This is a genomic window from Vibrio tritonius, from assembly GCF_001547935.1.
GTDB lineage: Bacteria > Pseudomonadota > Gammaproteobacteria > Enterobacterales > Vibrionaceae > Vibrio > Vibrio tritonius.
In genome coordinates this window covers 1271470-1297334 of record NZ_AP014635.1, presented here as the reverse complement: position 1 = coordinate 1297334, position 25865 = coordinate 1271470, and the positions used below count along the sequence as shown (strand labels likewise).

Annotated in this window: 22 protein-coding genes; 5 read left to right on the top strand and 17 right to left on the bottom strand. The window is 44.3% G+C overall.

Going from position 1 to position 25865, the window contains the following annotated elements:
- Positions 1-26: 26 nt before the first annotated feature.
- Entirely contained in the window at positions 27-626 is a 600-nt protein-coding gene (lolA, locus tag JCM16456_RS05870; protein WP_068713264.1) for an outer membrane lipoprotein chaperone LolA, read from the bottom strand.
- Positions 627-742: 116 nt separating this feature from the next.
- Positions 743-1363, bottom strand: coding sequence for a YecA family protein (locus tag JCM16456_RS05865; protein WP_068713261.1), 621 nt, complete (start codon positions 1361-1363; stop codon positions 743-745).
- Between the two features lie 178 nt (positions 1364-1541).
- Here JCM16456_RS05865 and dusC point away from each other — a divergent pair, with 178 nt between their 5' ends.
- Positions 1542-2495, top strand: coding sequence for a tRNA dihydrouridine(16) synthase DusC (gene dusC, locus JCM16456_RS05860; protein WP_068713259.1), 954 nt, complete (start codon positions 1542-1544; stop codon positions 2493-2495).
- A 58-nt stretch (positions 2496-2553) separates the two neighbouring features.
- Here dusC and JCM16456_RS05855 read toward each other — a convergent pair whose 3' ends face one another.
- The 4 genes from JCM16456_RS05855 to yfbV form a co-directional block, all read right to left on the bottom strand.
- Complete coding sequence (locus JCM16456_RS05855; RefSeq protein WP_068713256.1) at positions 2554-3348, bottom strand: ABC transporter ATP-binding protein; 795 nt, start codon at positions 3346-3348, stop codon at positions 2554-2556.
- Positions 3345-4244, bottom strand: a complete 900-nt coding sequence (locus JCM16456_RS05850; protein WP_068713254.1) for an ABC transporter permease — start codon at positions 4242-4244, stop codon at positions 3345-3347. The genes JCM16456_RS05855 and JCM16456_RS05850 overlap by 4 nt, the downstream gene beginning before the upstream one ends.
- Positions 4245-4344: 100 nt before the next feature.
- Positions 4345-5310, bottom strand: a complete 966-nt coding sequence (locus JCM16456_RS05845; protein ID WP_068713252.1) for an ABC transporter substrate-binding protein — start codon at positions 5308-5310, stop codon at positions 4345-4347.
- Positions 5311-5714: 404 nt separating this feature from the next.
- Positions 5715-6167: a terminus macrodomain insulation protein YfbV gene (gene yfbV / locus JCM16456_RS05840; protein WP_068715918.1), complete on the bottom strand. Its 453-nt coding sequence runs from the start codon at positions 6165-6167 to the stop codon at positions 5715-5717.
- A gap of 347 nt (positions 6168-6514) precedes the next feature.
- Here yfbV and JCM16456_RS05835 point away from each other — a divergent pair, with 347 nt between their 5' ends.
- Positions 6515-7711 (top strand): acetate kinase, encoded by a 1197-nt coding sequence (locus JCM16456_RS05835; RefSeq protein ID WP_068713250.1) that lies wholly within the window; start codon positions 6515-6517, stop codon positions 7709-7711.
- 152 nt (positions 7712-7863) lie between these two features.
- Positions 7864-9996, top strand: a complete 2133-nt coding sequence (gene pta / locus JCM16456_RS05830; protein ID WP_068713248.1) for a phosphate acetyltransferase — start codon at positions 7864-7866, stop codon at positions 9994-9996.
- Positions 9997-10093: 97 nt separating this feature from the next.
- Here pta and JCM16456_RS05825 read toward each other — a convergent pair whose 3' ends face one another.
- The 7 genes from JCM16456_RS05825 to JCM16456_RS05795 all read right to left on the bottom strand — a co-directional run bounded on the left by JCM16456_RS05825 (position 10094) and on the right by JCM16456_RS05795 (position 17912).
- Positions 10094-11044, bottom strand: a complete 951-nt coding sequence (locus tag JCM16456_RS05825; protein ID WP_068713246.1) for a glutathione S-transferase family protein — start codon at positions 11042-11044, stop codon at positions 10094-10096.
- A 204-nt stretch (positions 11045-11248) separates the two neighbouring features.
- A complete protein-coding gene (oppF, locus tag JCM16456_RS05820; protein WP_068713244.1) occupies positions 11249-12238 on the bottom strand; it encodes a murein tripeptide/oligopeptide ABC transporter ATP binding protein OppF in 990 nt (329 codons plus the stop codon).
- The gene (gene oppD / locus JCM16456_RS05815) at positions 12235-13206 is read right to left on the bottom strand and encodes an ABC transporter ATP-binding protein (protein ID WP_068713242.1); all 972 of its coding nucleotides are present in this window, start codon (positions 13204-13206) and stop codon (positions 12235-12237) included. Before oppD ends, oppF begins: the two co-directional genes overlap by 4 nt.
- Positions 13207-13240: 34 nt before the next feature.
- A complete protein-coding gene (gene oppC, locus JCM16456_RS05810) occupies positions 13241-14143 on the bottom strand; it encodes an oligopeptide ABC transporter permease OppC (protein WP_068713240.1) in 903 nt (300 codons plus the stop codon).
- A gap of 14 nt (positions 14144-14157) precedes the next feature.
- The gene (gene oppB, locus JCM16456_RS05805) at positions 14158-15081 is read right to left on the bottom strand and encodes an oligopeptide ABC transporter permease OppB (protein ID WP_068713238.1); all 924 of its coding nucleotides are present in this window, start codon (positions 15079-15081) and stop codon (positions 14158-14160) included.
- 90 nt (positions 15082-15171) lie between these two features.
- A complete protein-coding gene (locus JCM16456_RS05800; protein ID WP_068713236.1) occupies positions 15172-16803 on the bottom strand; it encodes an ABC transporter substrate-binding protein in 1632 nt (543 codons plus the stop codon).
- A gap of 728 nt (positions 16804-17531) precedes the next feature.
- Entirely contained in the window at positions 17532-17912 is a 381-nt protein-coding gene (locus tag JCM16456_RS05795) for a DMT family protein (protein ID WP_068713234.1), read from the bottom strand.
- A gap of 315 nt (positions 17913-18227) precedes the next feature.
- Here JCM16456_RS05795 and JCM16456_RS05790 point away from each other — a divergent pair, with 315 nt between their 5' ends.
- Positions 18228-19151 carry an aminoimidazole riboside kinase gene (locus JCM16456_RS05790; RefSeq protein ID WP_068713232.1) on the top strand — a complete coding sequence of 308 codons (924 nt, stop codon included), beginning with the start codon at positions 18228-18230 and terminating at the stop codon, positions 19149-19151.
- 347 nt (positions 19152-19498) lie between these two features.
- A complete protein-coding gene (locus JCM16456_RS05785; protein ID WP_068713230.1) occupies positions 19499-20905 on the top strand; it encodes a carbohydrate porin in 1407 nt (468 codons plus the stop codon).
- Between the two features lie 157 nt (positions 20906-21062).
- Here JCM16456_RS05785 and JCM16456_RS05780 read toward each other — a convergent pair whose 3' ends face one another.
- The 4 genes from JCM16456_RS05780 to JCM16456_RS05765 all read right to left on the bottom strand — a co-directional run bounded on the left by JCM16456_RS05780 (position 21063) and on the right by JCM16456_RS05765 (position 25848).
- A complete protein-coding gene (locus JCM16456_RS05780) occupies positions 21063-22028 on the bottom strand; it encodes a GlxA family transcriptional regulator (RefSeq protein WP_197655211.1) in 966 nt (321 codons plus the stop codon).
- 74 nt (positions 22029-22102) lie between these two features.
- Complete coding sequence (locus JCM16456_RS05775) at positions 22103-22882, bottom strand: MBL fold metallo-hydrolase (protein ID WP_231894422.1); 780 nt, start codon at positions 22880-22882, stop codon at positions 22103-22105.
- A gap of 190 nt (positions 22883-23072) precedes the next feature.
- Positions 23073-24698: a glycoside hydrolase family 32 protein gene (locus tag JCM16456_RS05770; protein WP_068713226.1), complete on the bottom strand. Its 1626-nt coding sequence runs from the start codon at positions 24696-24698 to the stop codon at positions 23073-23075.
- Positions 24699-24858: 160 nt separating this feature from the next.
- Positions 24859-25848 carry a LacI family DNA-binding transcriptional regulator gene (locus tag JCM16456_RS05765; protein ID WP_068713224.1) on the bottom strand — a complete coding sequence of 330 codons (990 nt, stop codon included), beginning with the start codon at positions 25846-25848 and terminating at the stop codon, positions 24859-24861.
- Positions 25849-25865 lie beyond the last annotated feature (17 nt).

Below are 25865 nucleotides of genomic sequence, written 5' to 3'. Positions count from 1 at the left end.
CCCTTTATTTGGGTAAGTGGGTGAGCTTAGCGACGTTGATCATCAACCTCGACCCCATCAGGGACTTTAAAGGTAAAGAGATCAGTACTTGGTTTACCCAATTTCACTTGGGTAAAGGTGAACAAACTCTTCTGACCGTCTTGCTCAATCACATTAAATCCTTTTACCACCCCTTTTGCGGTGATATCAATCTGGAATTGACCTTGGTTACTGTCTACCGCAGTTGGTGTCAGCGTAAACACATCGCCATTTTCAGCCACATTATAAGCATCCCAATCGCTTTTACGATTGCGAGTCAGCAGCACAAATGGCGTTTGCTCTGTTGCCTGATCTGGATTGTAAATCGTCACCTGCTCAACAAATGGACTGTAGTACCAAAGTGTCTTGCCATCAGAAACGAGTAGGTTTTCATCCGGAGATTTTGTTTCCCAGCGAAAAAGGTTTGGTCGAGCAATGTTTACCTCACCGTTACCATCCACAACAACTTCCCCATCTGGGCTTAATACTTTCTGTTGAAACTGAGCGCTGAAACCATCGGTCAACGCTAAACGTTCACTAAGCACATCTTTCGGTGCTGCTAGGACAGAAAAGCTACAAAATGCCAAAGAGGCAAGCCATTTATTCATTATATTTCTACTCCAATACTGGGTTTATTAGCCAACTTATAAGAATTTTTTTTATGATTCGTGTCAGTGTAATGTCGAAATTACAATATCACTAGCCATTGGCTAGTGATATTGCCTTAACGAGCACAACACTGTTTGAATTTTTTACCACTACCACATGGGCATAAGTCATTACGTCCCACTTCTTTAAATGGGTTAACGCTCTGCGCTTTCGCTCCCAACAGCGCTTCATCAGCTGCCATCGCTACTTCTTGCACCATGAGATCAAGTTGATCAATAAAGTCACTTAATTGTGGCGGATGTTCGATGCCTGCTTCACGCATACTGTTTTGCGTTGCAGGCTCATCAAGGGCAAGCATAAGCGTGGTAAGCAATGCTTGTAACATACGTAACGCACCATCGGTACAGTTCACCTGCGCCCAATGTTCTTCAATGATCGGCCACAATGCCATAAACCCGGAAGCGAGTTCCGCTAACCCCTGCTCAGTGCTATCGGCATTTGCCACCAATAGCTCCAACAGCGGGTATTGATTGGCTTTTAGCGCCTGATACTGCCATTGCAGGTGATTTTGTACGCGTTGGTTCCATTCTGCTTGAACTTCAGGAAACAGCGAACTCAACCAAGTATCAGGGTCAAGTGGCTGAGTCGTAAAGTTAGCCGCTAACACCAAGCCTTCGATAAACAAGGGAGAAACAGGCGATTCACACGCTTGCAAATCAATCAGTACGTACGTCATAAGGTTCTCTAATCTAAATGAATCGGGGCATTATAACCTGAAGTACGAGCAAGATGCCTCTCAGAATGCAGGTTAATCTTTAGATCTGTGTTCCACTTGGCTAGGCTTTGTTCAACTCGTGACATTTACGCGTGAGCACTCTACAATCTCGCCTCCGAAAATTAAGGTAATCACTACTATGCGAGTCATATTGGGCCCCATGGAGGGCGTTTTAGACCACTTAATGCGCGAAATGCTCACCGAAATCAACGACTACGATTTCTGTGTTACTGAGTTTGTGCGCGTGGTACGTCACCCATTACCCGACCACGTTTTTTACCGCTTATGTCCTGAGTTACGTACCGACTCTCGAACTCGTTCTGGAGTACCTGTAAAAGTTCAGCTGCTTGGTCAAGACCCAGAATGGATGGCAGAAAACGCGGTTCGCGCTGCTAATTTAGGGGCTTACGGAATCGATCTTAACTTCGGTTGTCCAGCTAAAATGGTCAATAACAGCTGTGGTGGTGCTGCCATGCTGCAAGACCCTGAAAAAATTTATCAAGTGATAAAAGCATGTCGTGAGGCGGTAGACAGCGCCATTCCTGTTTCAGCCAAAATTCGCCTAGGGTGGGAAAACCCCGACGACTGCTTTGAAATCGTCGATGCAGTCGTGCAAGGGGGTGCTGATGAACTCACGGTCCATGCTCGAACCAAGCAAGGCGGCTACAAAGCCAGTGAAATAAAATGGGATTACATTGATGCCATTCGCCGTAAAACCGACATTCCGTTGGTTGCCAATGGTGAAATTTGGAATTACCAAGATGGCCAAGATTGCATTGCGACAACAGGTGTTGATTCGCTTATGGTATGTCGCGGTGCGTTCAATATTCCCAACTTAGGGAATATGGTTAAGCATAACGTCGCCCCAATGCCTTGGTCTGATGTAGTTGATTTACTGCTTCGTTATTCCGAATACGAAGTACGTGGTGATAAAAGCAAATATTACCCTAACCGAGTAAAACAATGGTTTGCCTATTTACGTCAAGCTTACCCTGAAGCCACCGATTTATTTCGCGATATTCGTACCCACATGGCAGTTGAGCCGATTGTGGAGCATATTCAACGTTACCGTGACACACTACAAAAAGCGTAAAAAAAGCTCCTTTAAGGAGCTTTTTTACTATGTAATCCGAGATCAATATTACGTCAAACTAGGAAAGTAACAACGCGTCATCGGTTAGCGCTTCACCGCGTACTTTGGAGAACATCTCCAATAGATCCGGGACGTTCATTTTAGCTCGGTGTTCTCCAGCCACATCCAACACAATGTTACCTTGATGGAGCATCACCGTCCGGTCACCACAAGCCAAAGCATCTTTCATTGAGTGGGTGACCATCATCACCGTCAGTTTGAACTCATCCACGATACGTTTGGTTAAATCAATGATAAACGCAGCCATACGAGGATCCAATGCAGCCGTGTGTTCATCAAGGAGCAGCAATTGGCTGTCTGCCAGCGTCGCCATAACTAGACTCACCGCTTGACGTTGCCCACCAGAAAGCAAACCGATGCTGTCACTTAACCTATCTTCTAAGCCTAACCCCAAAATACTAATACGTTCTTGGAATAACTTACGGCGATTACCCGCAAGAGAGAGACTCCAACCACGACGTTTACCCCGCATATACGCTAGCGCCATATTTTCTTCAATGGTTAGGGAGCCACAGGTTCCCGCCAGAGGGTCTTGAAACACTCGCGCACACAAATTGGCTCGTTGGTCGACACTTCGGCGCGTCACATCTTGATCGCCAATGAGTACCTTTCCTCCTACCATCGGGGTTTCCCCGGTCACCGCTCCTAGCAAAGTGGATTTACCCGCACCATTAGAACCGATAACCGTCAAAAACTGACCTTGTGGTACTTCTAAGTTCACACCGCGTAGGGCGCGATTTTCCAAAATGGTGCCCGGATTGAAGGTCACTTGAATATCTTCTAAACGAATCATGCAGCACCTCCAGACGCTTTTTTGGCTTTCATTTTGCCTTTCATTTTTGGCATGACCAACGCCAGAGCGACTAACACGGCTGTCACTAAGTTTAAATCAGATGCTTGCAGGCCGAACATACCCGAACTCAAGGCAAAAGCAACGGCCAAACGATACAAAACCGAGCCAAGAATCACGGCAAAAATAGCCACCCAAATTTTCTTACCCGGAATTAAGGTTTGCCCCAAGATCACTGCCGCTAAGCCGACAACAATTGTCCCCACACCAGAGGTAACATCAGCAAAACTATTGGTTTGTGCGAACAACGCGCCAGCAAAGCCAACAAATCCATTTGATAATGCTAAACAGAAGTATGTGTAAAACCCCACACTGGCGCCTTGTGCCGCCACCATACGCGTATTTACGCCCGTGGCACGCATACCTAAGCCAAAATCACTATTAAGCAGACGCACAACAAACCAAGCAGAAAGGAGCACTAAGATTCCCACCACCAAAGGACGGACGTACATGGCATCGCCAAGCTCCTCAAATGGAGTAAGGATCGTATCTTGTCCGAGCAGCGCGACATTCGGACGTCCCATGATGCGAATGTTGATAGAAAACGCAGCAATACTGGTGAGTATTGACGCAAGCAAATTCAAGATACCGCAACGCACCGTTAGAAAGGCGGTACCCCCCCCTAAAGCAGCCGCTGCGATAATGGCAAGTAAGGTTGCAATCCATGGATTAATGCCAGCCACGATGGCGGTTGCCGCCACAGCCGCCCCCATTGGAAATGTGCCATCCACACTTAAATCTGGAAAATCTAGCACACGGAAAGTAAGGTAAACACCAAGCGCGACAAGACCATAAATTAGGCCAAGTTCCAGTGCACCAAAAAACGCAAAAGCAGACATAACAACTCCCTTTTCTGCTTATGCCGGTGGAACTCCCCCACCGGCCTTAAGAGCAAGTCAACACCGCTCTCTTTTTCATTGAAATACTCTGCTAAAGAAACTATTTAACACTGGTAGCGCGATCTAAAATCGCTTGAGGAATAGTAAAGCCCAGTTTGTCGGCTGCCGTTTTGTTGATAACAAGATCCGATCCCGTTGCCACTCGTACATCAAGATCACCTGGCTTTTTACCATTCAAAATATCGACAACGTAATCTGCGGTTTGCAGACCAATTTGGTAGTAATCAAAGCCTAGGCTTGCAATAGCACCACGGTCAACATAAGACGTTGCCGCACCAAAGACTGGCGTTTTCACTTGGTTAGCAGCCCCAACCATCGCTTCAATCGCACTTGCTACGGTGTTATCAATTAAGGCATAAATGATGTCAGATTTCTCAGCAATGGCTTGCGTAGCCGATTGCACATCAGCACTTTTTAGCGCGGTTGCTTCCACCACTTTCAATCCGTTTTTCGCCGCAGCGACTTTCAAAAGCTCCATCAAGCTAACGGCATTCGCTTCGCCTGGGTTATACACGGCACCGATCGTTTTCACGTTAGGCATCAGTTCTTTAATCAGTTCCACATGCTGCTCGACGGGAGAGAGATCCGATAGACCAGTGACATTTTTGCCCGGATGCTGCATTCTTTTCACCAATTTTGCACCAACGGGATCGGTCACGGCAGTAAATACCACAGGGATAGAACGCGTCATGGCCACAAGAGCCTGTGCCGTCGGTGTTGCAATCCCAACTAATACATCGGGCTTTTCACCCACAAATTCGCGGGCAATTTGTACCGCAATCGCAGGGTTACCTTGGGCAGTTTTGTATTCAAACTTTAGGTTTTGACCATCGACATAGCCTTTGGCTTTAAGGCCATCTAATAAACCTTGGCGAGTAGCATCTAAAGCGGGATGTTCAACAATTTGTGAGACAGCAACCGTCACGGTTTTCGCGAGAAGTGTTGGGGAAGAGAGTAATGTCGCGCCAGCAAGAACGGCTGTGGCGATAAATTTGCCTGCTTTCATCTTAACTCCTTGATTTAAAGCATACTTATTCTATGTTGTGTTTGTTTCGTTGTAATAATATCTATGCATTTTGCCATCTAGTGAGTGTGGTTTTCCATTTCCATACACTCGAACATCTAACGTCTGGGCTGAATGCGCACACTGGATTAGAGGCTTCAATCACATAGCGTTTTTATGTATCACTTCATTATTACCAGTATATTTTGCTAAAGGGAAGCGACATAAGAAGATAAATAAAAAAAATGATAAGGGGGTTTTTAATCGGGGAATGAAGCGCGAAAGGTACCCAAATCTGAGCTGACTTGAGCACCATCACAATTTAAATTTGTGTGTTACAAAACCTAGGTTTAGCGGCTGTTATTGAAATACACCGTTAACATATACACCGCCAACCTAATGCGGCTCTAGAACCAACGTTCCAAAGCGGTTTCATCTAAATGACGAAAAGCACGATTCAATATCGCCGCAAGCTCTTTATAGCGCGGCCTTGCTTTCATCGGCTCAAGGGCAAATCCAGATTCAACAATCTTTTGATGCAACTCACGATACCAAGTGGCTAAACTTGGGGGGAGCTGAGTGTTGGCACGATTGCCAAGCCACCAGATCCCTTGTAACGGCAGGCTCATCGCAAACAAGGCTGTCACGATTGCTTGCGGCATAGCGTCCAGATTGTGGAACACCATTTGGGTTAAAACACCAATCGCAGCAACCGCTGGCATCACCTTTACAGCAAACTTTGTTGCTTTAATGATTCGTTGCTCGGGAAAAATGAGGTTGAGCTCCTTACGTACCGGCCAAGTGTCCATGTACTTCTGGCCATCTTTTAAACAATAAATGATGCCGACTCGATTACTCATAAGCATTTTCTCACTCTCTAAGCGACCATTTCTTAAAAAATAGTTGAATGATTCAACAAATGACGCAAAAATTTGACTAAAGCTAATATCGTTTCAAATTTTTTTTGTTATATTAGTCCATTGTCGCTATCCTTTGCGGACTCTTTTCGCTTCCGCGTCGCCATTCATACGTAAGTATGGCAACTAAGGGGCAAATTAGCACGGAACGCTAAGACGATTTACTGACCACGTCACGTCTTTAACAATGGAATTTATTTTTTTATTGACCAAGATTAGTACGTATCCCCAAGGATTGCTACGCCTCTTGGGAAATTTTTTACCCTAACTGATATTACAGGTAGTTACTCATGTCTAAGCTAGTTTTAGTTTTAAACTGCGGTAGTTCTTCGCTAAAGTTCGCGATCGTTGATGCTGATAACGGCAACGAGCATCTTACAGGTCTAGCAGAATGTCTACACCTTCCTGAAGCTCGAATCAAGTGGAAACTTGATGGCAAGCACGAAGCTCAACTTGGTGATGGCGCAGCTCACGATGAAGCATTAACTTTCATCGTAGAAACTATTCTTGCTTCTAAGCCAGAATTGGCAGAGCAGCTAAAAGCAATCGGTCACCGTGTTGTACACGGCGGCGAAAAATTCACTCAATCGGCATTGATTGACAACGACGTACTGCAAGGTATTGAAGACTGTGCAACTCTAGCACCACTTCACAACCCAGCACACATCATTGGTATTAAAGCAGCACAAAAAGCATTCCCAGCACTGAAAAACGTTGCTGTGTTTGACACTGCTTTCCACCAAACTATGCCTGAAGAAGCGTACCTATATGCTCTACCATACAAGTTGTATAAAGAGCACGGTGTTCGTCGCTACGGCATGCACGGTACATCTCACCTATTCATCGCTCGTGAAGCGGCTGAACAACTAGGTAAACCAGCAAACGAACTGAACATCATCAACTGCCACCTAGGCAACGGTGCTTCTGTTTGTGCAATCAAAAACGGTCAATCAGTTGACACTTCAATGGGTCTAACTCCTCTTGAAGGTTTGGTAATGGGTACTCGTTGTGGTGATATCGATCCTGCGATCATCTTCCACCTACACGACACACTAGGTTACTCTGTCGCTGACATCAACAAGATGTTGACTAAAGAATCTGGTCTTCAAGGTCTAACTGAGATCTCTTCTGACTGTCGTTTCGTTGAAGACAACTACGGTCAAAAAGAAGAAGCAACTCGTGCAATGGACGTTTTCTGCCATCGCCTAGCTAAATACGTTGCAGGTTACACTGCAAGCCTTGACGGTCGTCTAGACGCAATCGTATTCACTGGCGGCATCGGTGAAAACTCTGCTCCAATCCGCGAAATGGTTCTAAACCGTCTTGCAATCTTCGGTATCGAAGTAGATGGTGCAGCGAACCTTAAAGCTCGTTTCGGCGGTGAAGGTACTATCACTAAAGAATCTAGCCGCATCCCAGCAATGGTTATCTCAACTAACGAAGAGCTAGTGATTGCTGAAGATACTGCACGTTTAGCAGGTATCTAATTTCTACCCCACTGGCTAACCAATAGGTTAGCCAGTATTTCATTGGGGCTTAACTCCTATTCCACTCCCCTAAGAGGAATAAGCAGTTAAGCTTTGTTTCCTCTCCAATCTAAGTGATTAGATTGCAATCAATAGTTAGAGGTATTGAACGAATGTCCCGTACTATTATGCTTATCCCTATCAGCTCTGGCGTTGGTCTAACTAGCGTGAGCATGGGTGTACTACGTTCTATGGAGCGTAAAGGCGTAAGCGTTTCTTTTTACAAACCTATCGCACAACCACGTCATGGTGGTGACCAGCCTGATTTGACAACTACCATTATTGGTAAAGACATCAAAACAGCTGAACCAATGGCAATGTCATTTGCTGAAAACTTGCTAGGTACAGAACAAACTGATGTTCTTCTAGAAACTATCGTTGAGCGTTACAACCAAGTAAATGATGCTGATGTAACTCTTATTGAAGGCCTAGTACCAACTCGTAAACACCCATTCGCTAACCAAGTAAACGCTGATATCGCAGCAACGCTTGGCGCAGAAATCGTGTTTGTTGCAAGCCCAGGTCTTGATAACCCATCTCAACTTAAAGATCGCATCGAAGTAGCATGTTCTAACTTCGGCGGCACTAAGAACAAAAACATCAAAGGCGTTATCATCAACAAACTTAACGCTCCTGTTGATGAAGCTGGTCGTACTCGTCCAGACCTATCTGAAATCTTCGATGGTTCTGACGCAGCACAACAAGCTAACCTTGAAGTGATGGAAATCTTCAACTCTAGCCCAATTCGCGTGCTAGGTTGCGTGCCTTGGAATATTGATCTTATCGCAACTCGTGCAGTCGATATGGCTAAGCACCTGAATGCTGACATCATCAACGAAGGTGATATCAACACTCGTCGCATTAAGAGCATTACATTCTGTGCTCGTTCAATCCCTAACATGATTGAACACTTCAAACCAGGTTCACTACTAGTGACTTCAGCTGACCGTCCTGACGTTATCGTTGCTGCCTCTCTTGCTGCAATGAACGGCATGGAAATCGGTGCTGTACTGCTAACTGGCGGTTACGACATCCCAGCTGAAATCGTTGACCTATGTAAACCTGCATTTGACTCTGGTCTTCCAGTATTCAAAGCACAAGGTAACACTTGGCAAACGTCTCTAAACCTTCAAAGCTTCAGCCTAGAAGTTCCTGCTGACGATAAAGAGCGCATTGAACACGTAAGTGATCACGTTGCAAGCCACATCGACGGCCCATGGATCGATTCTCTAGCAGAAGGCACTGAAGGCGTACGTCGTCTAAGCCCACCAGCATTCCGTTACCAACTAACTGAGTTTGCTCGTAAAGCTGGTAAACGCATCATCCTTCCTGAAGGTGATGAGCCACGTACTGTTAAAGCAGCAGCGCTATGTGCTGAACGTGGTATCGCGACTTGTGTTCTTCTAGGTAACCCAGAAGAAATCAAGCGTGTTGCAGCACAACAAGGTGTTGAGCTTGGCGCTGGCGTTGAAATCATCGATTCAGACGCTGTACGTGAAAACTACGTTGCTCGTCTAGTTGAACTACGCGCTAAGAAAGGCATGACCGAAGTTGTTGCTCGTGAAAAACTGCAAGATTCAGTTTTCCTAGGCACAATGATGTTAGAAGCTGGCGAAGTGGATGGCCTAGTTTCTGGTGCGGTTCACACTACTGCGAACACTATCGTACCTCCATTCCAAATCATCAAAACAGCACCTAACGCGTCTATCGTGTCTTCTGTGTTCTTCATGCTACTACCTGACCAAGTATTGGTTTACGGTGACTGTGCGATCAACCCAGATCCAACGGCTGAGCAACTCGCTGAAATCGCAATCCAATCTGCAGATTCTGCGAAAGCATTCGGTATTGACCCACGTGTTGCAATGATCTCTTACTCTACTGGTACTTCTGGTAAAGGTGCAGACGTTGATAAAGTACGTGAAGCAACCAAACTAGCTCAAGAGAAACGTCCTGATCTTGTTATCGACGGTCCTCTACAGTACGACGCTGCAATCATGGAAAACGTAGCTGCTTCTAAAGCACCTAACTCTCCTGTAGCAGGTAAAGCAACTGTATTTGTATTCCCAGACCTAAACACTGGTAACACAACTTACAAAGCGGTACAACGTTCTGCAGACCTAGTGTCTATCGGTCCAATGCTTCAAGGTATGCGTAAACCAGTTAACGACCTGTCTCGCGGCGCGTTGGTTGACGATATTGTTTACACAATCGCTCTTACTGCAATCCAAGCAACTCAAGAAGCTTAATTCTCTAGTTGTTGATTCAGTAATACAAAAGCCCTCTTGCGAGGGCTTTTTTAATGCTGCCAATTTGTCTTTATCAACCGACCTCAAATAAACCGCCTTATTCGTCAATTTGCTCTCGGCCATGAGGCGATTCTAAGTCCAATTCTGGGCCATTAGGCACAACCTGAGTTGGATTGATCATCGTATGGCTATAGTAGTAATGACGCTTAATATGATAGAAATCTGTCGTCCCTTTAATGCCCGGATATTGATAGAGTTCTTTTAAATAGCCTTGTAAGTTTGGGTAATCGACAATGCGCTTTTTATTGCACTTAAAGTGACCCACATACACCGCATCAAAACGCACTAAAGTAGTAAATAATCGCCAATCGGCTTCCGTAATGCGATTACCTGCGAGATAACGATTATTAGCTAAGTGCTCCTCAACTCGGTCAAGGGCCGTAAATAGCGAATCATAAGCCTGATCATAGGCATCTTGCGTGGTCGCAAAACCACAGCGATACACACCGTTATTGATATTGGGATAGATAAATTCGTTCCACTCATCAATCACTGGTCGCAATTCTTTTGGATAAAAATCGTCTTGGTTACCAGTCATATCATTAAACGCACTGTTAAACATGCGGATGATCTCTGATGATTCATTACTCACAATGGTATTGGTTTTCTTATCCCACAATACAGGCACGGTAACACGTCCAGTGTAATCAGGCTTAGCTTGAGTATAAATTTGATGAAGTTTGGTGTGGCCAAATATCGGCTCAGGAATACCGAATTTCCAACCGTCGTGCATCATATCTGGACACACAATAGTGACATCAATGTGTTCCGTTAGCTCTTTTAGTTCGCGAAAAATCAGTACACGATGTGCCCATGGGCAGGCTAAAGAAACGTAGAGGTGATATCGGTCAGATTCAGGCTTAAAGCGAGCCTCTGGGCTATTTTCAATCCAATCACGGAAACCAGCGTCTTCGCGAACAAATTGACCACCGTTGCTTTTGGTGTCGTACCACTGATCGTGCCACTTACCTTGAACGAGCATTCCCATATTGACCTCACTTTCTTCGTTATCTTTGTTAATGAGACCATTATAAAAAACTGACGTTGTTGCTAAACCCTTAGGAGTTGGCTTAGTTATTCAAAAAATTTGAACACGTTTCTTTCAGTTAACGGCTTGAAGTATCTAGAGTGCAGATACAAAAAAAGCGCGACCCAAAAAGGGAGCCGCGCTTATGCCCGTCACAGGCTGAAATTATGCATCAACGAAAAGACAAGAGACGCTATGTGCATCAGTGCCTTTGATTTGAGGCTTAGTTTGTGCACAAGCTTCTGTTGCTTGCGGACAACGTGTACGGAACACACATCCCGATGGAGGACTGATTGGCGACGGTAGATCACCTTCCAACATCTGAATGGTTTTATTACGTTCTAGGTGTGGATCAGGAATCGGTACCGCAGACATCAACGCTTTCGTATACGGATGCAATGGATTAGCAAACAACTCTTCCGAGGTGCCCAATTCCACTGCATTACCCAAGTACATCACCAACACGCGGTCAGAAATGTGTTTAACTACCGAAAGATCGTGCGCGATGAACACTAGGCTTAACCCCAGTTCAGCTTGCAGTTCTTTTAATAGGTTAACTACTTGAGCTTGAATCGAAACGTCCAATGCAGAAACAGGTTCGTCACAAATGATCATCTTAGGGTTCAAAATCAACGCACGAGCAATCCCGATACGCTGACACTGGCCACCTGAGAATTCGTGAGGATAACGGTTGATCACGTTAGGCAATAGGCCCACTTTCGCCATCATCTCTTTCACACGATCTTTTACTTCCTGCTTTGATAGCTCTGGATAGAAAGTCTGTAGCGGCTCAGCAATGATATCGCCCACCGTCATACGAGGGTTTAGAGATGCCAAAGGATCTTGGAAGATCATTTGGATTTCTTTGCGAGTATCTCGACGCTGAACGTCTTTCATGCGAGTAAGGTCTTGCCCCAACCATACCACTTCGCCTTCAGTTGCTTGAACTAAGCCAATGATGGCGCGAGCAAAGGTGGACTTACCACAACCTGATTCACCAACCACACCCAGTGTTTCACCTTCGAACAAACGAACGTTAACACCGTCCACTGCTTTCAGCTGTGAAGGTTTTGACCATGGCCAAGCTGACTTAGCCGCGATGCTAAAGTGAACCTTAAGATCTTTAACGTCTAGAATGACTTTTTTGTCGCTCATTTGTTCCAAGCCTCCCAATCAGAAAAACAGGCACGCTGACGGCCATCACCAAACGGCGTCAGAATAGGTGCTTCTTTTTTACAACGGTCTGTTACACGGTGACAACGCTCTTGATAAGGGCAGCCAACTGGCAGACGAAGTAAGTTTGGCGGATTGCCTGGAATTGTTGGCAATTTCTCACCAACAGAATCCAAACGTGGAATCGCTTTAAGCAACCCTTCCGCGTATGGGTGACTTGGATTGTAAAAGATCTCGTCGACTTTACCGTATTCCATGGTACGACCCGCATACATCACTAGCACTTTGTCACAAGAGCCAGCTACGACACCCAAATCGTGGGTAATCATGATGATAGCAGTGTTAAATTCCGTTTTAAGTTCATTAAGCAGATCCATGATCTGCGCTTGAACGGTTACGTCCAAAGCCGTGGTTGGCTCATCAGCAATCAGCAGCTTAGGACGACATAGTAGTGCCATGGCGATCATAACACGTTGACGCATACCGCCCGAAAACTCGTGGGGATACATCGTAATACGCTTGCGAGCTTCTGGGATTTTCACCGCTTCAAGCATGCGTACAGACTCTTCAAATGCTTCTGCTTTACCCATACCTTTGTGCAGCATCAACACTTCCATCAGCTGATCGCTCACTTTCATGTAAGGGTTAAGTGAAGTCATCGGGTCTTGGAAGATCATCGCAATTTGCTGAGAGCGAACTTTGTTCAATTCTTTCTCAGGCAAATTTAAGATTTCACGACCTTCAAATTTAGCGCTACCTGAGATAATGCCGTTTTTCGCCAGCAATCCCATAATAGCAAATACCGTTTGTGATTTACCTGAACCAGATTCACCCACGATACCCAGTGTCTCACCTTGATTGAGTGAGAAATTTAAATCGTTTACTGCGGTGACGATACCATCTTGCGTGGTAAATTCGACTCGCAGGTCTTTTACGTCTAACAAGCTCATCATTGCTTCCTTAATCTTTTTAGACTTTTAATTATTATCTGTCTTTAGGGTCAAGTGCGTCACGAAGACCGTCACCAACATAGTTAAAGCAGAACAGGGTCAACACCATGAATGCTGCTGGGTAAAGAAGTTGCCAAATTGCCACTTCCATTGTGCTTGCGCCTTCCTGCAACAGAGCACCCCAACTAGTCATTGGCTCTTGAACACTCAGACCAAGGAATGAAAGGAATGATTCAGTCAAGATCATGCTTGGAATCAATAGGGTTGAATAAACCGCTACGATACCTAATACGTTTGGCACGATATGACGAGTGATAATTTTCCAGTTACTCACACCACACACGTGGGCAGCTTCGATAAATTCCTTACTGCGTAAGCTCAGAGTCTGACCACGAACAATACGCGCCATATCCAGCCAAGCAATCGCACCAATGGCAACGAAAATCAGGTAGATTTCGCGGCCAAAGAAAGTCACCAAAACGATAACTAGGAACATAAACGGGATTGAGTTCAAAATCTCAAGCGTACGCATCATCACGCGGTCAGCACGACCACCGATGAAACCAGAAGCCGCCCCGTAAAGTGTACCGATGATAACCGCAACTGAGGCACCTAGAATACCCACCATCAAAGAGATTCGGCCACCAATCAGCGTACGGACAAATAAGTCACGCCCTAATGAGTCCGTACCAAACAAATGCTCCCACGATGGTGCCGCATGCATTGCATACCAGTCAGTATCATCAAATGTATATTGCGAGAACATTGGCAGGAAAATCACAGCCAACGTAATCAACACTAGGATAAACAGCGAAATCATCGCAGCTTTATTGCGCATAAAACGAATGCGCGCATCCTGCCATAAACTACGACCTTCAATTTCTAAGTTTTCAGAGAATTTCTCGATCGCTTCGATATTTTCTTTTTTCGTAAACATAGCTCTCGTATCTCTTAGTAGCGAATCTTCGGATCGATGTAAGCCAACAGAATATCAACGATGGCGTTAAACAGAATGAACAGTAGACCAATCAGAATCGTCACGCCCATTACCAATGAGTAGTCACGGTTAAAGGCAGCGTTTACAAACAACTTACCAATACCAGGCAGACCAAAGATAGTCTCAACTACTACCGAACCAGTAATAATACCTACGAAAGCAGGACCCATATAAGATACAACAGGCAACAGAGCGGGCTTTAACGCATGCTTAAAAACGATATAGCCATAGCTCAGGCCTTTCGCTCGAGCGGTACGGATAAAGTTACTGTTAAGTGTTTCGATCATTGAGCCACGAGTAATACGAGCAAATGTAGCCACGTACATTAAAGACATCGCTAATACAGGGAGAGCCATGTATTTAAATGATCCATCAAGCCAACCACCAGCGGGAGCCCAATGTAGCGATATAGAGAAGATATAAATCAATACTGGAGCGAGAACAAAGGACGGCATAACCACCCCTATCATCGCTAAAGACATTATCGAATAGTCTAACCAACTGTTCTGCTTGAGCGCTGCTATTGTTCCTATCCCCACCCCAAGGATGACGGTAAAGATAAACGCTACAAAACCGACTTTAGCCGATACAGGCAAAGCACTGCTGATCAGTTCATTTACTGAATAGTCTTTGTATTTGAATGATGGACCAAAGTCACCTTTGATAACGACATTCGTAAGATAGGTAAAGTATTGTTCAGATACAGGCTTATCTAAACCATACTTAACATTGATGTTAGCCATAACCTCAGGCGGTAAAGGACGCTCTGAAGAAAATGGGTTACCTGGCGCAAAACGCATCAGGAAGAAGGAGATTGTAATCAAAACCAACATAGTTGGGATTGATTCAAGGATCCTTTTGAAAATGAATTTAAGCATAAACTCACTCTTTCAGTCTGTGACAATTAAAATGAAAAGAACTGCATGCACTCAGGCATGCAGTATCTAACTAATGACTAGCCATTATTATTATTTTGCAATGATATACATATCTTTTGAGTATAAGTTATCACCAGCATTGTGCATTGGGTAGCCACCAACATGGGTAGATACCAAACGCGTTTTAACATATTGATAGATTGGTGCAATTGGCATATCTTTCGCTAAAATTTCTTCAGCTTTTGTATACAATTTGCTGCGTTCTTCTTCCGAAGTTGAAGAAAGCGCTTTCGCCATTGTTGCATCATACTCTTTGCTGTTATAGCGCTGGTCATTAGAGGCATTGTTTGATTGCATCAAAGAAAGGAAAGTAGACGCTTCATTGTAGTCGCCATTCCAACCTGCTCGAGTCACATCGTAGTTACCATCACGACGTGTATCTAGGAATGTTTTCCACTCTTGGTTTTCAATCTCTACTTGCACACCTAAAGATTTTTTCCACATAGATTGGATTGCAGTTGCAATCTTCTTGTGGTTTTCATTGGTGTTATACAGCAAAGTGAAATGCAGAGGATGAGAAGCATCGAAGCCTGCTTTTTTCAGTAATTCTTTAGCTTTTTCAACACGTTCCTTTTGAGTCCAACCAGCGTAGTCAGGCATAGTTGGATGGAATCCTGCTGTAATTTCAGGAGTCATCGTGTAGGCAGGTTTTTGACCTTGACCAAGAATTGCGTTGGCAATGATGTTACGATCGATCGCATAAGAAAGAGCTTTACGAACATCGGCATTATCAAACGGTTTTTTCTGAGTGTTAAAACCGTAGTAATAAGTCGCTAGGTTACCCACTGTTTTTAGCTCGTTAGGGTGCTCTTTTTTCAGACGACGGTACTGTTCTAGTGGAACATCATCTGTAAAATCAAGTTCGCCAGACAAGAAACGGTTCATTTCAGCAACTTGGTTCTCAATTGGTAAGAAAGTTACCTTGTTAAGAACCGTGTGTTTGTTATCCCAGTAGTGCTCGTTGCGAGTAAGTACCAAACGTTCGTTTACTACCCACTTGTTCAACGTAAATGCGCCGTTACCTACGAAGTGTTCCGGTTTAGTCCATTCATCACCCCACTTTTCTACCGTTGCTTTGTGTACTGGTAGCATAGTGGTGTGTGCCATCATTTTAACGAAGTAAGGCACTGATTGGTCTAATGATACTTCAAGTGTGTAATCATCAAGAGCTTTGACACCAAGTGTGTCTTTTTTCGCTTTACCTGCAATGATTGCCGCAGCGTTTTTCATGGTAGTCATTTCTAGATACCATGAATATGGTGAAGCTGTCGCTGGATCAACAGCACGCTTCCAAGAGTAAACGAAATCGTTTGCTGTTACTTTATCGCCGTTCGACCATTGTGCATCTTTGCGTAAATGGAAGATAAACGTTTTGTTATCTTTAGTTTCCCAAGATTCAGCCACGCCAGGAACGATATTACCTTTATCGTCTTCAGTCACTAGGCCTTCGTAAAGGTCGCGAGCAACTGCAGATCCTGGTGTACCTTCAATTTTAGCTGGATCGATAGAAGCAACTTCAGAACCATTACCACGGACCAGTTCCTGAACAGGAGCTAATTTGGTACCAGCTGGAACGTTAGCTGCTAGAGAAGAGAAAGAAGCGGTAGCCACTGCTAGGCCGGCACCCAAAAGAAGGGCTTGAGTGATTTTGTTTTTATACATGCATAACTCCAAGTTTTAATTCTGCATCCATGACATCTTCGCAAAGTTTCTAGAACGGCTAGTAAGTGAAAAAGTTGAGTTTACAGAAATTCAACAAATTCCTAAGCGAAGATTTCGGCACACATTATCAATCATTGGTGTAATTTGCCATAAAAAGCAGGGGCATATTGGGTAGTGTCTTATTCTTATCTTGAATAATTACAGCCACACCTGCCTACAAATTACTGATAAATAGCGTAAATCAATGAAATTATCGATGAAAGCAATGTGCTAAAAAGTCAAACATGGTGTATTTTTTATACAAACCATGTCGGATTTTTCGCACCGAATCTATCACTTGATGTGCGGCACGTCTAATGAATTGTGATATTAATCGACAAACGAGTCAGAATTTTGTGAATTTTGTCACCGCCTGCACCGTGTTGGACCAAATTAACCAATATGGGGTGTTATTGAACTGCATAAAAACGCATCAAATATGCACAAAGATATATGTGTAAAGCCCCATAACACTCTGTGCACATATTAAACAAATGCCCACAAATTCATCATATTAGTTAAACTAATAGGCCATTAGTTTAACTTTAAATCGAATTTATTCTCATTACTAATAAAAATATTGATTATTAAAACAGCAGAAATGAAAAGCTATCTAAATATTAATTCATTCGTTTTTGTTAATAAGTACCGCTCTTATTATTTTTAAATCGAGTAAATCAGAGTGCTTATTACACAACTTGTTCCATAAAGGTCAATATTTGAGGGCGAAAGATAAAGAACACAGCCCCTAATAAACACAACCCCGCCCAAACAAAATCCCAACGGAAAGGCTCTTTCATATAAATCAATGCAAAAGGCACAAATACAGTTAATGTGATGACTTCTTGAATAATCTTCAACTGCCCTAAATTGAGCACCGAATACCCGATACGGTTCGCAGGCACTTGAAAAAGGTATTCGAATAACGCGATCCCCCAACTCAAGAGTGCTGCCACTATCCAAGGCTTATGCCCTAGCTCCCTAAGATGGGCATACCAAGCAAACGTCATAAAAATATTGCTAATAAATAGCAACCCTACGGTGACCACTACCGGTGGTAATCCAAACATATTCATTCTCTTCTTGAAGGGGCCTAGCCCAACGAGCTTTTCATTCTCAAGCCTCGGTTTAGTGCCCTTGTAACGTAAGCGGCACGACCTTGTCGCGCAGTCTGCTCTTTAACTCAATTTTGTCAATTATTAAGTGGTGAAAAAACTTTTTGGGCACGTTCCCAAAAAAGCAATGTTTTTTCTATTTTTAAGTTCAAATCGACTAACAGGATCACGTTTTCAACAATCCCATGCCCCATATGCGGTTTCGCTCTTTTTTTCCAAATTGGCGTTCGTTTACACTCCCGCCAATTGATCCATTAATGGGAGTTTATAATGAACAGAGTTTGGGTTACCGGTGATGCGGTAATTGATCTTATCCCTGACGACGACATGCGTTACCTAAAATGCCCAGGGGGAGCTCCAGCGAACGTGGCAGTTGCCATTGCACGTCTAGCAGGTGACAGTGCTTTCTTCGGTCGTGTCGGTAACGATCCTTTCGGAAAGTTTCTACGTAACACCTTAGAAAATGAAAACGTAAGCTGTGAACATCTAGTATTAGACCCGATTCACCGCACCTCCACGGTTGTCGTCGATTTGGACGATGACGGTGAACGTAGCTTTACCTTCATGGTAAAACCAAGCGCCGACCAATTCTTCTGCGAACAAGATATTCCGTCCTTTGAGGCTAACCAATGGCTACACGTTTGTTCAATTGCTCTAGCCAATGAACCAAGCCGCTCAGCCACACTCAGAGCGATGCAACTCATCAAGTCCGCCCAAGGTTTTATCAGTTTCGACCCTAACCTACGAGAAGAAGTCTGGGCAAATCCTGACGAACTTATTCCTACTGTAATGCAGGCCGTCGCACTGGCTGATGTCGTCAAATTTTCCGATGACGAATTAATGCTCCTCACCCAAACCGACTCGCTTGATTCAGGTATTGACGCTTTAACAGCATTAGATATTCCTGTTGTGGTCATCACTCAAGGGGCAAAAGGGGCATTATTGATTACTCAAGGTCAACAGCAATTAATCCAAGGTAAAGCCATTAAACCGGTTGATACCACTGGTGCGGGTGACGCGTTTGTGGGAGGGCTCCTTGCTCAATTAGCACAGGAAAATAATTGGCGCGATATTGATTCCCTAACTCGTGCCATTGTAAACGCTAACGGCTGTGGCGCATTGGCCACCACCCAAAAAGGAGCCATGACCGCCCTACCAGACAGCGTAACGTTAAGGGAGTACATTGCTCAATAATTGAATTATAAGCAATCCAGCACACATCAATTTAATAGAGTAATTATTCTATTCATGCGGGATATCACATCCCGCTTTTTTATCTTTCCAAGTTATTGTTGAAGTGGCTCACAAACACCAATAGAGATCGTGACTCAGATTGTGTTTTTTACCATTTTTAGGGAACGTTCCCTTTTTCTTGTGTATAGTCCACTGCAACGAGAAAACACGACCTAAGTGGCACTTAATCGTTCTATTTCGATTGTCATTTTAGGTTAATAACTCAAATTCCGACATTGCTGTGATATTTATTGGGAACGTTTGCAAGATTCCAATACTAAGAACATCCATTTCGGAGTAACAATAAGATGAAAGCAAAAGCACTTACTTTGGCTCTAGCCGCCCTACTACCTACTACCTCTGTGTGGGCTGCAAGTGACATTTCAGCTCTTGAAGCACGCATTAACGATTTGGAAAGTCGTTTAGCGCAAAACGAACAAGCAACAAAGAAAGCAGAAGATACTGCCTCTTCTTTTGAGTTTCATGGTTATGCTCGTTCCGGTCTGCTCATCAATGACAACCGTACCGGCGCGACTGGTACTGGCCCCTACATGACAGCAGCTGGCGACCTTGGTGCTCCCGTTGGCCGTTTGGGCTTGGAGGATACCAACTATTTGGAAGCGAACTTTATCCATAATCGTCAACTTGATAATGGATCAAGCGCTATGTTCAAAATCATGCTGGCAGATGGCGTTGAGAGCAGTAATGACTGGACCGAAGACGAAAGTGAGCTAAACATTCGTCAGCTTTATGCTCAATTTAATGGGCTTCCTTCATTCTCTGGAGCGTTTGCTAATTCAACTGTTTGGGCCGGTAAACGTTTTGACCGTGACAATTTTGATATCCACTTTATGGACTCTGATATCGTATTTCTAGCTGGTACTGGTGCAGGTATTTATGACGTGCAACTTACCGATGACTGGAAAGCCAACTTCTCTATCTACGGTCGCGACTTTGGCTCAGTAGAAAGTGCAGGTACCGATATCGAAAACTACATTGCAACCATGAACAACCATATTGGTCCTTGGCAATTCATGTTGAGTGTGATGGATTCGAAAGATAACCAACAGATAGTGGTAAAAGATAGCGACGATAAAGTGGATGCTAACGCAAAAGCTACCCGCCGCGCAGAGTCAGGTGTCCACGCGATGTTCGCCTATCACAATGATACGTTCTATGGCATGAAAGGCTCATCAAAAACGGGGATTTTGCTCGGTTCAGGATTAGGTGCGCAACTAAAAGGCATTGGCTCCGACGGCAACCTTAATAACGACGCTAAAGCGGTACGCGTGTTCTCTTACGGCGTAGCAGATCTTAACTCGACTTGGAGTGTTGCACCTGCGTTTATGGCGGAATACAGTAAAGATCGCATCAAAGATAACGATGAGTTCAAATGGGGCACATTCAACCTGCGTGTACAACAAAGCTTCAACGAAAACTTTGCCATGGTATACGAAGGTTCTTACCAATACATGGATCTAGATAACTCTGTCGACAGTGCAAAAGGTAGCTACTACAAAGCGACTATCGCCCCAACATTGAAACTGTCTACTGTAGCAGGCTTCTTTGACCGTCCTGAACTGCGCTTTGCAGTAAGTTATGTGGATTGGAGTAACGACCTAGATAACTTTGCAGTCAGTACATCTACTGGTGCAACCACTATGGGTAATGGCGGCGAAACTATCTTCGCTCTACAAATGGAAACTTTCTTCTAAGGATCCCATTTTTCACTACAGAGTGATTGGGCGATACTGCCTGAAAACGCTCTATCACTCTGGTAAGTTCCCATTATTACCTCCCCTAATGGGAACTTACCGCCTAAATTCAATTGTCCACACAAGCCCAACTCTGTTGGGCTTTTTTATGGAAGTGTTAGTTTTCCCTATCATGAAATGTTCTACGCCACTGTGTCGGCGTCACTTGATATTTCGCTTTGAATTTCGCTCGAAAACTGCCGACAGAAGAAAATCCCGCTTGGTCGGATATTGTTTCAATCGGTAACTCTGTTGATTCCAGCAAGCTTTGCGCTAGATAGAGACGCTCTAACGTAAGCCACTCTCCAACCGCCATCCCCGTTGCTTTATGAAATTTACGGGTAAACGTTCGTCGCGTTAATGCAACAGAGGCAGCCAATTCATCAAGCGTAAATGGGTGATTTAATTTCTCTCGCATCTGATTCAGCAGCGCATAAAACTTAGTGTCTGCTACGGTTTCCGGTAAGGGACGTTCAACAAATTGCGCTTGTCCACCATCGCGGTGTGGCGCGACCACGAGTCGACGAGCTAAGCGATTAGTTACCACCGTCCCGTAGTATTTTCGTACTACATGTAAACAGCAATCCATTCCCGCAGATGTGCCCGCAGAGGTAATTATCCCATCATCTTCAACATACAAAGCATTACTATCGAGATGAACATAGGGGAAACGTTGCTTAAAATCCGGCTCAACCTCCCAATGAGTGGCCGCTTTACGTCCATTTAATAAGCCTGCATAAGCCAATACATACGCGCCTAAACAAAGGCCAATGATCAAGGCGCCTCGTTGATAAGCGGTATTAAGATACTTCAACAGTGCAGCATTAGGGAGCTCTTCAGGGCTACGCCAATGTGGAATAATGATGATTTCTGCACTAGCAAGGATATCTATGGGCTCTACCGTCGTAATCTCCATCCCGATATCAGAACGAAGTGGCCCTAACTCACCAGCCACAACTTTTAATTCAAACAGCGTTTCATGCAAGGTGCTGGGATTAAAGACAATACTAGGCACGGATAAATGAAATGGGCTAAATTGGTCAAAAGCCACAATCGCCACTGTGGGGATTTTTCCCATCGTCATGATTAAATTATCCATTAGGTTGAATTGACTCTCAGTAAAACAAGATAGACGTAGAATCTATCTTGTTATAACGCCTAAAATTCTACAGTTTCACCATCCGCGGGCACATAAACATCATCGCTGATTTGGTTAATCCTGACATATTCAATTAATTCTGCACGGGTTAATAGAGCATGATTCACGGCTTCCATGTGAGTTGCCACGATTTTTGCATTTGGTAACGTGATGTGGGTTTTTAATACATCTTCTTTGCCCATGATTATAGGGCCAAATCCAAGTACATGAGCCCATCCAGCGTTAACAATGACGACATCTGGCTGTTCACGTTTCATTGTTTGCTCAACCGCTAGAGTCCAAATACTATCGCCGATAATATAAAGTTTCTGTTCAGCCGGGTGCTGCAAAATGATCCCCATGACTTCCCCAAGAAATTCTGCCATCTCCTTATTTTCATACAAAGCATCGGAGCCATGTTGACAAGGTGTCGTAGTAAACTTAATACCAGCGAAGTCGGTCGTTTCTGTCATCACTGAGACTTGGGTGAATCCTTGTCGCTGCACAAGGCTCTTATCCGATTCATGTTGTACAAAGATAGGCAAATCTTTAGGCAAGCGCTCTGCAGCAACATCATCCCAGTGATCAGGATGTGTATGAGTTAACAATACCGCATCCACATCCACTAATTCCTCAATGGTAAAAGGTAGTGCTACGGTAGGGATACGAATATGTGAATTAACCGTACCAGCAAAGCCTGGAGAACTTTCCTTATTAGCTAGCATAGGGTCGACTAAGAATTTTTTACCCGCATATGTAATCACTTGGGTAGCATTGCGCACTTGTGTAATTTTCATCATTATTTTCCTTGGTTCTGAATATGCCAAGTAGAATAAAGGTGTTCGACATGCTGTAAAATTGGCCTAATGGACAAATAAAGTCGAATTTGGGACAAAATCGACTTAACTATATGAACGACCAACTTACCACTAAATACCAAACAAAAAACGCAGCTAATGCTGCGTTTTTAGAGAGTTAAACCAAACGTAGTTAACTTAATGGGTAGGTTTGAAATGCGCCGTTAAGCGGATAGAAGGTCGCGTTGATTGCACCACCAAGGGCAGTGATTTTTGTCGCATCTGCTGGTGTAAATACGCGGCTGGTCATCACTTTTTCACCATGGTTGATAAATACTTCCAAAGAAGAGCTATCGGCCAAAATGGTTAAAGTAATGTCGATACAATCAAGTGGCAGTTCGCGAATCACATCGCCTTCTCGAAGCTCGGTTTGCGAGCGGTCAAAACGCAGCACTCGCAGCTTTTCATCGGCAATCAAACGCACAGCGTAATCTGAATTTTGCATCAGCTGTAACTCACTCCCCCAAGGTAGTGTCAATTGCAACTCAAAGCTCTTAGTGCCCAAATCGATTGGAGTGTTGCTTAGAGTCAGCGCTTGTTCTGCTCCACGCAAATTCTTCATTTCTTGGGCTGGCGCTTGCACAATACGGCCATCTTGCCAGCGCAGTTCGCGCAAAGTGGTCAACTGATGAATCCAGCCATCTTCACAGCTTGGTTGATTCACTTCATCTGGTAAGCCCATCCAGCCCACCATCACGCGGCGACCATCAGGCGTTTGCATGCTTTGTGGCGCATAGAAATCAAAGCCTGCATCCAATTGCCATCCTTCGATAAAATGAAACGCGTCATGTTCATCTAAGGTCATGCGAAAGATGCGGTTTTGGTGACCAATGGTGTGATGAGGATTGTCATCTTTGATCCCTTGCGGACCAAAGACCAAAAAGGATTCGTCACCTAAGGTAAACCAGTCAGGACACTCCCACATGTAACCAAATGGCGCAAGTTCATCGCCGTATAACTTATCAAACGTCCAATGGATTAAGTCTGGCGAGTGATATACGGCTAAGCGACCTTCCAGCGCAGTGGTCTGCGCTCCGAGGATCATAAACCATTTGTCGTTCGCGTAAAAAATCTTAGGATCACGGAAATGTTCCGTCACACCTTCAGGTAACTCACGAATTACTGGACCATGTTTAACAAATGTTTTGCCATCGACACTGTGCGCCATGCATTGGGTCGTTTGACGATAACGCTCTTCACCAAGGCGTACATTGCCCGTATAAAATACCCACAGGCCGTCATCTTGGCTTACTGCGTGCCCAGAAAAGACCCCATGGCTATCGAACCAATCAGAAGGGGTTAGTGCAATCGACTGGTGGTGCCAGTTAATAAGATCGTTACTCTTAAGGTGTACCCAGTGCTTGTCTTTATGTTCACAGCTATATGGATACCACTGATAGAAAAGATGGTAAGCACCATCATGGTAAACAAAACCATTTGGATCGTTCACCAACCCTTGTGGCGGAGCAATATGCCAAGTTGGTCGATAATGGGAAGATTGGGGTTCAAGATGAGGCGTTGCTGCTTCACGTTGCTTAATTGATATTTGCTCACCAAGCGCGCGCAATTGCGCATCGGTGATGTCGCCACGCGTCACACTCAATTGACGCTCGCCTAGCACCCACTCTGCCGAGATGGTCTCTGGTAGAGGAGATGGCTCTGGTTGATGAACGGCAACAGTAATGCGCCCTGCTGGCGCAAGAATGCGGCGAATATTGTTCACCCCACCAGCCAGTTCAACAAGTAATTCAAGAGACATAGTCTTACCTAATAATTTTTTGGGAACGTTCTCAAAATATAAAACAATGCAGCCTTAGGCAAGTTTTAATGCCAATGTTGCACATTTGGTTCACGTGGTTGTGAGGAGCTACACAATAAAAGTGTGGTTACTCCTCGCGGTCAGCGACTAATCAGGACGGCTAAGAGCAGGTTTGACGAACAACATTTTGGAAGGTAAGCACAACTTTACTCATCTCTTTACCACGGCCATCAATACGTTCTAACAGCATTTTAGCTGCATTTTCCCCTGCTTTATCAAAAGCATAGTTAAATGTAGACAAGCTAGGGGTGCTTACAAACGCCAATTCATCGTTTCCCACACCTAACACTTTAATTTGCTCGCCAGCAACAAGACCAGATTCAGTTAGCGCTTTCACAGCCCCAACCGCTAAACGGTCAGTTGCACAAAATAGACCATCCAAACTTGGGTATTCGGCTAGAATGTTTTTTGTTAATCGATAGCCAGATTCAATCGAAAAATCACTGTGTACATGAAACAACAACTCTTGCTGATTCATCTGTAACGCCTGTTCTAGTCCTTGTGAACGCAAGGAATCAACTGCGGTATCATCACTTTGAACGCCAACAAACCCAATTTGGCGACAACCTGCAGAAATGAGTCGTACCCCGGCTTCATAGCCTACTCGAGTATCGTCATGGACAACACTGGGAATGTTATACATCGAGCCATCTTGACCCACCAATACAACAGGTACATTCGAACCTTGAATGGCTTGAATCAAGGGTTGATCTAAATGCGTTGCGTAAAAAACAATGCCCTCAACACGTTTTTGATTGAAGATCTGAATATATTCCAATTCTTTAGCGTGAACTTGGTGGGTATTCGCTAATAAAACGTGCTTTCCTGCCTGCTCGAAAATTGACGTTAAGCCATCCACACCCTGCGCTGTCGCATGGGAAGAAACACGTGGCACGATAACCCCAATGAGGTTAGTACGTTGTGATTTTAAATCCTTTGCTACTTGGTTAACTACATAGCCACATTGAGCCACAGCTTCTAAGACTTTGATTTTAGTGGACTCTTTAACGCCATACTCATTGTTGATAACGCGTGACACCGTAGACTTAGAAACGCCAGACAAACGGGCTACATCATGTAAACTCGCCATTCATGATCCTTATTGTC